10 protein-coding genes and 1 riboswitch are annotated in these 12,831 nt (G+C 61.4%); of the genes, 5 read left to right on the plus strand and 5 right to left on the minus strand.

Annotation, left to right across the window (positions count from 1 at the left end):
* The first annotated feature begins 2 nt into the window (after positions 1-2).
* Both PMI36_RS06155 and hldE read left to right on the plus strand, forming a co-directional pair.
* Entirely contained in the window at positions 3-1,424 is a 1,422-nt protein-coding gene (locus PMI36_RS06155; RefSeq protein WP_008074650.1) for a PIG-L deacetylase family protein, read from the plus strand.
* Positions 1,425-1,500: 76 nt separating this feature from the next.
* A complete protein-coding gene (gene hldE, locus PMI36_RS06150) occupies positions 1,501-2,925 on the plus strand; it encodes a bifunctional D-glycero-beta-D-manno-heptose-7-phosphate kinase/D-glycero-beta-D-manno-heptose 1-phosphate adenylyltransferase HldE (protein WP_008074653.1) in 1,425 nt (474 codons plus the stop codon).
* Positions 2,926-3,027: 102 nt separating this feature from the next.
* Here hldE and PMI36_RS06145 read toward each other — a convergent pair whose 3' ends face one another.
* The 4 genes from PMI36_RS06145 to PMI36_RS06130 form a co-directional block, all read right to left on the minus strand.
* A complete protein-coding gene (locus PMI36_RS06145; protein ID WP_008074654.1) occupies positions 3,028-3,996 on the minus strand; it encodes a hypothetical protein in 969 nt (322 codons plus the stop codon).
* A 32-nt stretch (positions 3,997-4,028) separates the two neighbouring features.
* Positions 4,029-4,841, minus strand: coding sequence for an aldo/keto reductase (locus PMI36_RS06140; protein WP_008074656.1), 813 nt, complete (start codon positions 4,839-4,841; stop codon positions 4,029-4,031).
* Positions 4,838-6,013: an NAD(P)/FAD-dependent oxidoreductase gene (locus PMI36_RS06135; RefSeq protein WP_008074657.1), complete on the minus strand. Its 1,176-nt coding sequence runs from the start codon at positions 6,011-6,013 to the stop codon at positions 4,838-4,840. The genes PMI36_RS06140 and PMI36_RS06135 overlap by 4 nt, the downstream gene beginning before the upstream one ends.
* 198 nt (positions 6,014-6,211) lie before the next feature.
* Positions 6,212-6,544, minus strand: a complete 333-nt coding sequence (locus PMI36_RS06130) for a DMT family transporter (protein ID WP_007902582.1) — start codon at positions 6,542-6,544, stop codon at positions 6,212-6,214.
* 103 nt (positions 6,545-6,647) lie between these two features.
* On the opposite strand from PMI36_RS06130, the gene PMI36_RS06125 reads away from it, so the two are divergent.
* Positions 6,648-7,538 (plus strand): LysR family transcriptional regulator, encoded by an 891-nt coding sequence (locus PMI36_RS06125; RefSeq protein WP_008074658.1) that lies wholly within the window; start codon positions 6,648-6,650, stop codon positions 7,536-7,538.
* A 22-nt stretch (positions 7,539-7,560) separates the two neighbouring features.
* A complete protein-coding gene (gene waaA, locus PMI36_RS06120) occupies positions 7,561-8,841 on the plus strand; it encodes a lipid IV(A) 3-deoxy-D-manno-octulosonic acid transferase (protein ID WP_008074659.1) in 1,281 nt (426 codons plus the stop codon).
* 160 nt (positions 8,842-9,001) lie between these two features.
* Here the strand turns inward: waaA and PMI36_RS06115 are convergent, their stop codons facing one another.
* Positions 9,002-10,441 (minus strand): TolC family outer membrane protein, encoded by a 1,440-nt coding sequence (locus PMI36_RS06115; RefSeq protein ID WP_008074660.1) that lies wholly within the window; start codon positions 10,439-10,441, stop codon positions 9,002-9,004.
* 193 nt (positions 10,442-10,634) lie between these two features.
* Positions 10,635-10,740: riboswitch (TPP riboswitch) on the plus strand.
* A 165-nt stretch (positions 10,741-10,905) separates the two neighbouring features.
* Between PMI36_RS06115 and thiC the strand changes: the two genes are divergently transcribed.
* Positions 10,906-12,795, plus strand: coding sequence for a phosphomethylpyrimidine synthase ThiC (thiC, locus tag PMI36_RS06110; RefSeq protein ID WP_008074661.1), 1,890 nt, complete (start codon positions 10,906-10,908; stop codon positions 12,793-12,795).
* Positions 12,796-12,831 lie beyond the last annotated feature (36 nt).

A 12,831-nucleotide genomic window follows, 5' to 3' on the forward strand; every position in this document is an offset into this window, starting at 1 on the left:
TCATGAGCGCACGCAAGCAACAATTGCTTAAACGCCATCGCCAACGCAAACGTGTGGTGCTGATCGGTGCGTTGTTGGCTGCATTACTATTTGGCATTTTTGTCGCATGGTGGCCGTTGCCGCTGTTCTTGCTGCTGGGCTGGATCGCCCATGAGGCCTGGTTCGCCGACCATCTGTTCTATGCCCCGAGCGACGATTATCGCTATGACTTCCCGGCGGGTACGCCGCAATTCCCCATCACCCTGGCCAATGGTGTCTTGCAGGTGGCGGGGGACTTTGGCGTGGCGCAAACCCTGGTTTTGCAGGTGCGGGTCAAGAGCCATTGGCTAGGGCGCTTTCTTGATCCCCAGGTATGGATCGGTGACGACCGTCAGGATCTGGAGCGCGGTGTCGCGGGAGAGCGTTTTCTCAATCTGTCCGGGCAAGGTTCGGCGCTGGCTGCCGGGACCCTGACCTTACGTGGACGCTTTTGCAGCCTGGCGCCACAGGCAACTTTGCACGCCCTGAATAATCCGGATTTTGCTCAGCAGCGCCTGCTCATCATCGCCCCCCATGCCGATGATGCTGAACTGGCGGCTTTCGGTCTCTATAGCCGGGCGTCGGAGGTGGCTATTGTCACACTGACCCAAGGCGAGATTGAGGCCGAAAACTATCGCGATATGGGTCTCGACACCGCTCAGGCCGCCCGTCTGAAGGGGCGCCTGCGCAGTTGGGATAGCCTGGCAGTGCCGCTGTGGGGCGGGGTGGCGCAACAGCAATGTGTGCAATTGGGCTACTACTGCTTGCAGCTGAATGCGATGGCGCAGCAGCCGGAGCAAAGCTTCGGTTCCCTGGAGTCGGGGGAGAGCGATATACGCGACGTGCGTCGGCACAATGCCTTGAGCCTGCCGGGTGACGTCGACGGTCAGCCCCATTGGCGCAACCTGGTGGCTGATCTGGCGCGTCTGCTTGAACATCACCGTCCCGACGCGGTGCTGACGCCCCATCCCGAACTGGATCCTCACAGCGATCATGTCGCCAGCACGCGCGCCTTGATGGACGCGATTGAACTCAGTACCTGGCGCCCGCGTACCCTGCTGCTCTATGCCAATCACCTGCACGACAACGATCGCTGGCCAATGGGCCCGGCGTGTTATGGCATTGCCCTGCCGCCTACCATCGAGCCGTTACCGGCCGATGGGCTATGGAGCCCGTTACTGGACGCGCCAACCCGCATGGACAAAGCCATGGCCTTGGGCATGCAGCACGACTTGCAGGGCCGTCCACCGCTCAAAAAACGTCTGCGCCGGGTGATTCAGCGGTTGTTGGCCGGGCGTCGCTGGCCCCGCACAGGTGAAGACGAGTTCTTCCGCAAAGCGGTGCGCCGACACGAACTTTTCTGGGTGCGTCCGTTGGATGCCCCTCCACAGGATGACCGCCGCTGAGCCTGTTTGCTCGCGTGCGGCCGCATTCTTTCGCTATGTTATTATCCGCGACGCTTTTATTGCCCCTGGAGTTTCCATGAAGTTATCCATGCCACGATTCGATCAGGCCCCTGTCCTGGTGGTCGGTGATGTCATGCTCGACCGTTACTGGCATGGTGGTACCTCACGGATTTCCCCTGAGGCACCGGTACCGGTAGTCAAAGTCGAGCAAATCGAGGACCGCCCGGGCGGTGCCGCCAACGTTGCCCTGAACATTGCCGCGCTCGGTGCGCCGGCCTCGCTGGTCGGCGTGACCGGCGACGACGAGGCTGCCGACAGTCTGGTCAATAGCCTCAAGGGCGCCGGTGTGCGGGCGTTGTTCCAGCGCATCGCCCACCAGCCGACCATCGTCAAGCTGCGGGTGATGAGCCGTCACCAGCAATTGCTGCGTATCGACTTCGAAGAACCTTTCTCTACCGACGCCTTGGCGCTGGGCGAGCAAGTCGACGAATTGCTCGAAGGCATCAAGGTGCTGGTGCTGTCCGACTACGGCAAAGGCGCGCTGAAAAACCATCAGGTGCTGATCCAGGCTGCCCGTGCCCGTGGGATTCCGGTGTTGGCCGATCCCAAGGGCAAGGATTTCTCGATCTACCGCGGCGCGAGCCTGATCACCCCGAACCTCAGCGAATTCGAAACCATCGTCGGTGGTTGCGCCGATGAACACGAGCTGGTGAGCAAGGGCGCGCAGCTGATGCACGACCTCGACCTCGGCGCCTTGCTGGTGACCCGTGGCGAGCACGGCATGACCTTGCTGCGCCCGGATCATCCGGCGTTGCACCTGCCGGCCCGTGCCCGCGAAGTGTTCGACGTGACCGGCGCCGGTGACACGGTGATTTCTACCCTGGCGGCAGCGATCGCCGCTGGCGAAGAACTGCCTCACGCGGTGGCCCTGGCCAACCTGGCGGCAGGCATCGTGGTCGGCAAGCTCGGTACCGCGGCCATCAGTGCCCCGGAATTGCGTCGTGCGATCCAGCGTGAAGAAGGTTCCGAGCGTGGTGTGTTGGGGCTGGAGCAGCTGTTGCTGGCAGTCGACGACGCACGTGCACACAACGAGAAGATTGTGTTCACCAATGGCTGCTTCGACATCCTGCATGCCGGCCACGTGACCTACCTCGAACAGGCGCGTGCCCAAGGCGATCGTCTGATCGTGGCGGTCAACGACGATGCGTCGGTGAGCCGGTTGAAAGGGCCGGGTCGGCCGATCAACAGCGTCGACCGTCGCATGGCTGTACTGGCCGGTCTGGGCGCAGTGGACTGGGTAATCAGCTTCGCTGAAGGCACCCCGGAAAACCTGCTGCGCGAGGTCAAGCCGGATGTGTTGGTCAAGGGCGGCGATTACGGGATCGACCAGGTGGTTGGCGCAGACATCGTCACTGCTTACGGCGGGACTGTGAAAGTGCTGGGGCTGGTAGAAAACAGCTCGACCACGGCGATTGTCGAGAAGATCCGCAAATTCGAGTAACACCAAAAAAGATCGCAGCCTCGCTTCACTCGACAGCTCCTACAGGGAATCGCATTTTAATGTAGGAGCTGTCGAGTGAAACGAGGCTGCGATCTTTTGCTTTTAAGAGCTGACCTTCTTGCGCGGCACGATTCTTTTCAGCAGCTGCTTTGCTTTTCCATGCAAGCGGGCTAAACCGGAATCCTTCCCCGGCGGGCTCAAACCCTGTTGGCGCACCCAGTCTTTCCAGCGAATCCGCTCATCCTTCACCAGCCATCCTTCCTGTCGGGCAAAACTCTCTGCCAGATATAGCCCGCGGGTACTCGCCGGGTACAGCTGATCTTTTTTCAGGGTATACAGCTCGGCCATCGGCTGGCCGTCCTGCAGTGGCATCAGATACAAATCGGGACGTTTGCGATCGAGCCGGGCCACCAGTTGATCGCCTTCCAGTCGTTCGTCGACATGAAACAGGCTTAGGGACTTGGCTTCCTTGGGCACATCCAGGCGCAAGTCGTAGATCAATTGCAGCGACGCGGTCGGCAAATGCACGTAGGCCCGAGGACGCTCGATCAGCGGCATGTTGGCGCAGCGCACCGGCCGCGCCGAACCGGACAGCGGTGTCAGGCGAAACGGCAGGGCTTCGCGGTAATGCAGGGCGGACGAGTAGGGCGCGGGCAGCCAGGTGTCGTTGAAACGCCCGCTGAGCCAGCCTTCCGGGGTTTCCAGAAGGCACTCTTCGGCAATTTCCTGGGTTGCCGTGTGCAGCGGCAGGTTCAGTTCATGGGCCGGCACATAACCCGAGATCAGCTTGAGCACCACATCGCCTCGGTCCTGCCGACGCTGACGCACCAATACCCAGTAATCGCGATTCTGCCAATGCAGGGTCAGGCGCACCGAAACCCCGAGGTTCGCCAGCTCCAGGGCAAACCGTTCGCTGTCGGGCACCGTTACCGGACGGCGGCGCTGCAAAGTCTGGGAGAAATTCAACGGCATCCCGACGCTCTGGTAACTCAGGCCTTCGGGTGTCGCTTCGACGAATAACGGCAAGGTCTTGAAGTTGCTCGGGTTCTTTCTTATCAGCGTACGCGGCATGTCGGCTCCTGCTTAAGGCCGCGTGGGCGGCATCAATGGCTACGAAGGACCTGCGCAACGGTCGCGACGTTGTGGGCGAGGTGCAGCGGATTGATGGTCCCGACAATAGCACTGGCCACACCCGGGTGTTCAAACAACAACTCGAAGCTGGCGCGCACCGGGTCCACGCCAGGGCTCAAGCAAACGTGGCCGCTGGCCAGGGCTTTTTTGACCAGGATCGCTTTGCCGTGAGCAGCAGCATAGTCAATGACTGGCTTCTCGTTCTGTTCGTTCAGATTGTAGGTGACCATCGCGCAATCACCTTGTTCCAGAGCCTTCAAGCCGCCTTCGACGGTTTTACCGGAAAAACCGAAACCGCGAATCTTGCCTTCGCGCTTGAGCTCGGAGAGGGTCGCATAGACCTCGCTGCCATTGAGGATTGCCAGGTCGTTGCCGTCGGAGTGCACCAGTACCAGATCGATAACATCCGTTTCCAGGCGTTGCAGGCTGCGTTCCACCGAGAGGCGCGTATGGGCGGCGCTGAAGTCGTGGTGCGACTGGCCGTCGGCAAATTCTTCGCCAACCTTGCTGACGATCACCCAGTCCTGACGTTGACCCCGCAGCAACGGGCCAAGACGCTCTTCGCTGCGGCCATAGGCCGGCGCGGTGTCGATCAGGTTGATGCCCAGGTCGCGCGCGAGTTTGAGCAGCATGCGCGCTTCGTCATCGCCGGGGATCTGGAAACCGTTGGGATACTTCACTCCTTGATCGCGGCCAAGTTTCACCGTGCCCAGGCCCAGGGGCGAAACCAGCAGGCCGGTGCTGCCCAAAGGGCGATGCAGATCGTGCAGGGTCGGTTGGCTCATGGCAGCAGTTGCTCCCAGGCAGGGACGCCCATCGGCGGTTTTGGCAGTTCCGGCAGCGGCGCCGGATGGCTCGGCTGGATGCCGTCGCGTTGCAGTGCGGCGAGGACGCGGTCAGCGAAGTCCGGCGCCAGGGCCAGTTTGGTCGGCCAACCCACCAGCAGACGATCCTGCTCGGCGAGGAAGGCATTGTCCGGGCGGGTCAGGCCTGATTGCAGCGGCTCGGCGCGCTCGACCCGCAAGGTCGCCCACTGCGCGGTGCTCAAGTCGATCCACGGCAGCAGGTTGCCGAGTTCTTTTTTCGCCGTGGCGATTTGCGCCGCAGGATCGCGGGCCACGCCTTCGGCTTCGGCGATATCGCCTCCCAGATACCAGACCCATTGACCATCGACGGCCGGGTGGGTAGTCACGGTAATGCGCGGCTTCGGCCCGCCGCCCAGGCAATGGGCGTACAGCGGTTTGAGGCCCGGGCCTTTGACGATGATCATGTGCAGGGGACGGCGCTGCATGGCCGGTTGGCTCAGGCCCAGCGCCGTGAGCAGGTCGGCGGTGCCGGCACCGGCGCTGAGAACGATGCGCTGGGCGCGAATCTCGCGTTCGTCGACTTTCAAGCCGACCAGTTCGCCGTTTTCCAGCAGCGGTTCGATGTGCTGACCGGCCAGTAGACCGTCACCGGCCAAATCGGCCAGGCGCTGGATCAGGCTTGGCACGTCAACCACCAATTCCGCCAGGCGATAGACCTTGCCCTTGAAACGCTTGTCTTGCAGGGCTGGCGGCAATTGTTCGCCCTTGACCTGATCGACCCGCCCGCGCACGGCTTTGCTGGCAAAGAAACTGGTGAGGTTGCCGGCGAGGGTGCCGGGGGACCAGAGGTAATGGGCGTCGGACAGCAGACGCACGCCGGACAGGTCCAGTTCACCGTCGCCGGCCAACGCTTCACGCCAGCGACGCGGCATGTCGGCAATGGCTTCCGAGGCGCCGGTCAGGGCGCCGTGCAACGCGTACTTGGCGCCGCCGTGGATGATCCCTTGGGACTTCACGCTCTGCCCGCCACCGAGGCTGGCGCTTTCCACCAGCACGGTCGAAAAGCCCTGGCGGCGCAGGCGCGCATTCAGCCAGAGGCCGGCGACACCAGCGCCGACAATCAGAACGTCGGTGGAAATAACGGATGGCATGCAGCGACCTCAGTGTTCAAGACGAGGGCGCAGTATACAGACTCGAAGAAAAGGGGATTGTTGGTGATCAATCGGATGGATGCAAAACCTGTGGGAGCGGGCTTGCTCGCGAAAGCGGTGTGTCAGGCAACATAGAAGTCGACTGACAGCCCCTCTTCGCGAGCAAGCCCGCTCCCACAATGGATCGCACTTCGGGTTTTAATGCCCGGCGGTTTTGGAGAAGAGCTGGATGACTACGACACCCAATACGATGAGCGCCATCCCCAGCATTGCCGGCACATCGAGCTTCTGCCCGTAGATAAACAGCGCCGCAACGCTGACCATCACGATGCCCATGCCGGCCCATACCGCGTAGGCCACGCCCACCGGAACACTGCGCACCACCAGGGTCAGCATCCAGAAAGCAATGCCATAACCGACGATGACCAGCAGCAGCGGCAGTGGCGTGCTGATACCTTTGACCGCTTTCATCGAAACGGTGGCGATCACTTCGGCGCAGATGGCGATGGCCAGGTAGTAGTAAGCGGTCATGGGTCAATCCTCGTATGAAGTGTTGCTCTCTGAGGTCGGCATTCTAGAGATTCGCCAGATGCGGTAAAGTCATTACCTATCTGATCTGGAGATGGGTTGAGCCATGAACATGCAATGGAATCTGGAACAGCTGCGCTTGTTTGTCAGTGTCGCGGAACAGCGTTCGTTCTCCGCGGTGGCGCGGGATCAGCGCAAGGCGCAGTCGGCGGTCAGCAGTTCGATTGCGCTGCTGGAAGAGGACCTGGGCGTCAGCCTGTTCGATCGCAGTAGTGGTCGTCAGCCGAAACTCACCGAAGCCGGCACCGCCCTGCTTGAGGAGGCGCGGGAAGTACTGCGCCAATGCGAGCGCCTCAATGGCCGGGCGCTGGCGATGATGCGCGGCCAGGAAGCGAGTCTGCGGGTGGCTCAGGATGAGGCGATGCCCTATCAAGCAGTGGTTGAAAGCTTCGAGGCCCTGGCAGAAAAGTTTCCCAGCCTCGAAGTTCAGCTGACCAGCGCCGCCCAGGGGGATGTCGCGCGCAAATTGGTGGAGCGCCGGGCCGATCTGGGCTTGCTGTTTTATCATGAGCAAATACCCGAAGCCCTCGAGCGGCGGGTGCTGGGTAGCGTCGAAATGGTTACGGTGTGCGGCGTCGGGCATCCCATGGCGCAGCAGGCGCAGGTCGATTGCCAGCAAATGGCGCAGCATCGACAGTTGCTGATGTCCACGCAATCCAGCGTCTATCCCGGTAGTGAGCCGGCCAGCCCGCAGGTCTGGCGCGCCGACAGTTTCTATGTGATGGCTGAATGGGTCATGCGCGGTCTTGGTTGGGCCTGGTTGCCGCGACATGTGGTGCAGTACCCGGCGTATCAGAATCAGATGGTCGAACTGGCCAGCGAATGGACGCCGCCGGCCTTGATTGTCGAACTGGTCTGGCGTCGCGATGAGCCCCTCGGCCCGGCGGCCCGTTGGCTGGCGGAACGTTTTGCCGTGCACTTGCAGGCGATCGGCTAAAAAACCGATAAACTCCGCCGCCATGAATAGAACTCTCTACACCGCGCTGTTTTACCTGGGGCTGCCATTGGTAGCGATTCGGCTTTGGCTGCGGGCGCGCAAGGCGCCGGCGTACGCCAAGCGCATTGGCGAACGGTTCTCCCTCGCGCTACCGGCGATGAAGCCGGGCGGTATCTGGGTGCATGCGGTGTCGGTGGGCGAAAGCATCGCCGCCGCGCCGATGATCCGCGCCTTGCTGCAACGGTATCCGACGCTGCCGATCACCGTCACCTGCATGACCCCGACCGGGTCCGAGCGGATCCAGGCATTGTTCGCCAACGAGCCGCGCATTCAGCACTGCTATTTGCCTTATGACTTGCCCTGCGCCGCCAAGCGATTCCTAGATCGGGCCCGGCCGAAACTGGCGGTGATCATGGAAACCGAACTCTGGCCCAACCATATCCACCAATGCGCCAAGCGCGGGATTCCCGTGGCGCTGGCCAATGCGCGACTGTCCGAGCGCTCAGCCAAAGGCTATGGCCGCTTCCATAAACTGACTGGGCCGATGCTCGCCGAGATGAGCCTGTTCGCGGTGCAGACCGAAGCCGAGGCGCAGCGCTTCCGGGATTTGGGCGCGCGCCCGGAAACCGTCGAAGTGACCGGTTCGATCAAGTTCGACCTGACCATCGACCCACGACTGCTGCAGCGTGCCGCTGAGTTGCGTGCGCAGTGGCAGGCGCAGGATCGCCCGGTATGGATCGCCGCGAGTACCCATGAAGGTGAAGACGACGTGGTGCTGGCAGCCCATCGTCGGCTGTTGGCCAATCATCCTGATGCGCTGCTGATTCTGGTGCCGCGCCATCCGGAGCGTTTCAACCCGGTGTTCGAATTGTGCCGGCAGCAGGGATTCGCCACGGTGCGGCGTTCGACGGGCGAGCCGGTTACCGCCAGTACTTCGGTGCTGTTGGGCGACACCATGGGCGAGTTGCTGTTTCTCTATGCGTTGGCCGACAGCGCGTTCGTCGGTGGCAGCCTGGTGCCCAACGGCGGTCATAACCTGCTGGAACCGGCGGCCCTTGCCAAACCGGTGCTCAGCGGGCCGCACCTGTTCAACTTCCTCGAAATCGCCACGCAGTTGCGTAGCGCCGGGGCGTTGGCCGAGGTCGATGATGCCGAAGGTCTGGCGCTGGCGGTGCAGCGACTGTTCGAATTGCCGAGCGATGCGCAGCGGATGGCGGAGGCGGGGCTGAAAGTGATGCGCACCAATCAGGGGGCGTTGCAGCGGTTGCTGGATGGGGTGGGCAGGTTGATCGACAAGTCCTGAATTTGTCACTGCTCCTTTGTGGCGAGGGAGCTTGCTCCCGCTCGGCTGCGAAGCAGTCGTGGAATCAGCCGATGTGGTCTACCAGACAGACCGCATGCTCAGGGTTTGGGGCCGCTTCGCAGCCCAGCGGGAGCAAGCTCCCTCGCCACAGAGTTTTCTTTTATTGGGCGGGATTAGCCCGTAATTGCTCCGCCGCAGCCTTGGCCAGATCCGGTGGCAGGAAGTCCTTGTCCGGGTTGTAGTCGGGTTTGAGGTAACGCGTCAGGTCCTGCAAATCCCCCGGGTTCAACGTGCCGGCGGCCTGCTTCAAGCGCAGGTTGTCGAGGATGTAGTCGTAGCGGGTGTTGTTGTAGTTGCGCACCGAGGTGTACAGCTGACGCTGGGCATCGAGCACGTCAACGATGTTGCGCGTTCCCACCTGATAACCGATTTCGGTCGCTTCCACCGCGCTCTGGTTGGAGATGATCGACTGCCGGCGGGCCTGCACCTGCTCGACGTCGGTGTTCACGGCGCGGTGCAGATTGCGGGTGTTTTCCACGACCTGACGACGCAGCGCTTCGCGTTGTTGTTCGGTCTGAGTCAGCAGCGAATAGGACTCACGCACCTGGGAGCTGGTCAGCCCGCCGCTGTAGAGCGGGATGCTCAATTGCAGGCCAACCGTGCGCTGCTCGACATCGCCGCCGTAACGCACGCCGTTCGGGTTCGGGTTGGTAAAGCCGAGGGCGTCGTTGTCACCTTTCTTGTATTGCGCGACCGCATCCAGGGTGGGCGCATGCCCGGCCTTGCGCTGCTTGAGGGTTTCCTCGGCGGCGCTCACCGCGTAGTTGCTGGCCAGCAAATTCAGGTTCTGCTTGGCGGCGGTGTCGACCCAGGCTTTGGCATCGTTCGGTGCCGGCGGCAGGATCGGCAAGGTGTGGACAATGCCCTGAATCGAGTTGTACTGACGGTTGGTCAGGGTGATCAGCGCTTCGAACGCGTCATCCACCTGGCGCTGAGCAAGAATCCGGTTGGCCCGCGCGGTGTCGTAACTGGCTTGGGATTGCAGCACGTCGGTCTTGTCCGACAGACCGACGTCGAAGCGCTCGTTGGACTGGTCGAGTTGACGCTTGAATGCCGCTTCTTCGGCCTTGGTCGAGGCCAAAGTGTCCTGGCTGCGCAGCACGTTGAAGTAACTTTCGGCACTTTGCAGAATCAGGTTCTGTTCAGTGGCCGAAAGTTGCAAGGCTGCCTGTTCGTTAACGTCCTTGGCGGCCTGTAACTGGAACCAGCGATCGGCGCGGAAAATCGGTTGCGCGAGAGTCGCCTGATACACCGTGCCGCTGCGGGTCGAGGTCAGCGATGGCTGGTCGAGCGAGGTGCGGGTGTTGTTCAGGTCGGCACCGGCAGACAGGTTGGGCAACAGGCCAGCGCGAGCCTGGGGCACGACTTCCTTCTGGGCGCCATATTGGGCGCGGGCGGCGGCGAGGTCGGCGTTGTTGTCCACCGCTTCCTGATAGACGCTGACCAGGTCAGTCTTGGTCGATAAGGGCGCTTCTGCTGCCCAGGCCATTCCATTGGACGCACAAGACACGGCAAGGGCCAGTGAGAGTTTGCGCAGCATGAGGCCATCCCTAAAAAATTACGCTGATAATTTGAGCGCCAAGGCTACGGCGCGGCGCCCTGCAGCGTCAAGGCGCGGCATGGCGTAGCGAGTGTAGTTGCACGCAGGCATGGCAACAATCCTGCAATTGCGCCATTCATCATGGTGTTTGCTGCGGAGTTGGCGTTCTTTGCCGGTTGTGTCTAGACTGGCCGGGTTCTTGTCGGGGTGCCTTGCTATGAGGCTGAGATCGAATAATTTCGGATCCCGTTGAACCTGATCAGGTTAACGCCTGCGTAGGGAACAAGATTTCTCGTCACCCGACGAGTCCTCTTGTGCTTCGTCCGGGATGTTGTTCGACAATCGAACACCCCTCGAGCACCGAGCACAGCACAGCTGGTTTTCCCAGCGCACGTGCGTCCATTCGTTTACAGGTTCGCTCCGACAAAAATCCACTGCCTGGATGTGTGTCTGGAGAGCCCGTGATGACTACAAAATCAAAAATCGAAACCAATCTGAGTGACTCGGCCAAGGTCGATCAGCAATCGGTTCAGCCGTTTACCCGCTCGCAAAAAATCTATGTCCAGGGCTCTCGCCCCGACATCCTCGTGCCGATGCGCGAAATCAGCCTGGACGTGACCCCGACCGACTTCGGCGGCGAAATCAACGCGCCGGTGGTGGTGTATGACACCTCGGGCCCCTATACCGATCCCAACGTCATCATCGACGTGCGCAAAGGCCTCGCTGACGTGCGTTCGCCTTGGATCGAAGCCCGTGGCGACACTGAGCGTCTGCCGGGTTTGAGCTCGAACTTCGGCAGGGAACGCCTCGCGGATCCGGAGCTGACCAAGCTGCGCTTCGCTCACGTGAACAACCCGCGCCGCGCCAAGGCCGGTGGCAACGTCACCCAGATGCACTACGCTCGCAAAGGTATCATCACGCCCGAGATGGAATACGTTGCCATCCGCGAAAACATGAAGCTGGAAGTGGCCCGCGCCGCAGGTTTGCTGGACCAGCAACACGCCGGTCACAGCTTCGGCGCCAGCGTGCCGAAAATCATCACCCCCGAATTTGTCCGTGAAGAGATTGCCCGTGGTCGCGCGATCATTCCCGCCAACATCAACCACACCGAACTGGAACCGATGATCATCGGCCGTAACTTCCTGGTGAAGATCAACGGCAACATCGGCAACAGCGCACTGGGTTCGTCCATCGAAGAAGAAGTGGCGAAACTGACCTGGGGCATTCGCTGGGGCGCGGACAACATCATGGACTTGTCCACCGGTAAGCACATTCACGAAACCCGCGAGTGGATCATCCGTAACTCGCCGGTACCGATCGGTACCGTGCCGATCTACCAGGCCCTGGAGAAAGTCGGCGGCGCCGCTGAAGACCTGACCTGGGAGCTGTTCCGCGACACGCTGATCGAACAGGCCGAACAGGGTGTCGACTACTTCACCATCCACGCTGGCGTGTTGCTGCGCTACGTGCCGCTGACCGCCAAACGCGTGACCGGTATTGTTTCCCGTGGCGGTTCGATCATGGCCAAGTGGTGCCTGGCGCACCATAAAGAGAACTTCGCTTACACGCATTTCGAAGAGATTTGCGAAATCATGAAGGCCTACGACGTCAGCTTCTCCCTGGGCGATGGCCTGCGTCCGGGCTCGATTGCCGACGCCAACGACGCCGCACAATTCGGTGAGCTGGAAACCCTCGGCGAGCTGACCAAAATCGCCTGGAAGCATGACGTACAAACCATGATCGAAGGCCCGGGCCACGTGCCGATGCAGTTGATCAAAGAGAACATGGACAAGCAGCTCGAGTGCTGCGACGAGGCGCCGTTCTACACCCTCGGCCCGCTGACCACCGATATCGCGCCGGGCTACGACCACATCACTTCGGGTATCGGTGCGGCGATGATCGGCTGGTTCGGTTGCGCGATGCTTTGCTACGTGACGCCGAAGGAGCACTTGGGCCTGCCGAACAAGGATGACGTGAAGACCGGGATCATCACCTACAAGATCGCGGCCCACGCTGCCGACTTGGCGAAAGGGCATCCGGGGGCGCAAATTCGCGACAACGCCTTGAGCAAGGCGCGTTTCGAATTCCGTTGGGAAGACCAGTTCAACCTGGGCCTGGACCCGGACACCGCGCGTTCGTATCACGACGAAACCCTGCCGAAGGATTCGGCCAAGGTCGCGCACTTCTGCTCCATGTGCGGGCCGAAATTCTGTTCGATGAAGATCACCCAGGAAGTCCGTGAATACGCGGCCAACCAGCGGATCGAAACCGTCGATGCGGAAATCGCCCAGGGCTTGGCCGAACAGGCCGAGCGGTTCAAGCAGGAAGGCAGTCAGTTGTACAAGAAGGTTTGATTTGACCTGTGATTGACGGTGCCTGTGCTGCCGTCT

The sequence above is a fragment of the Pseudomonas sp. GM79 genome (assembly GCF_000282495.1).
Classification (GTDB): Bacteria; Pseudomonadota; Gammaproteobacteria; order Pseudomonadales; family Pseudomonadaceae; genus Aquipseudomonas.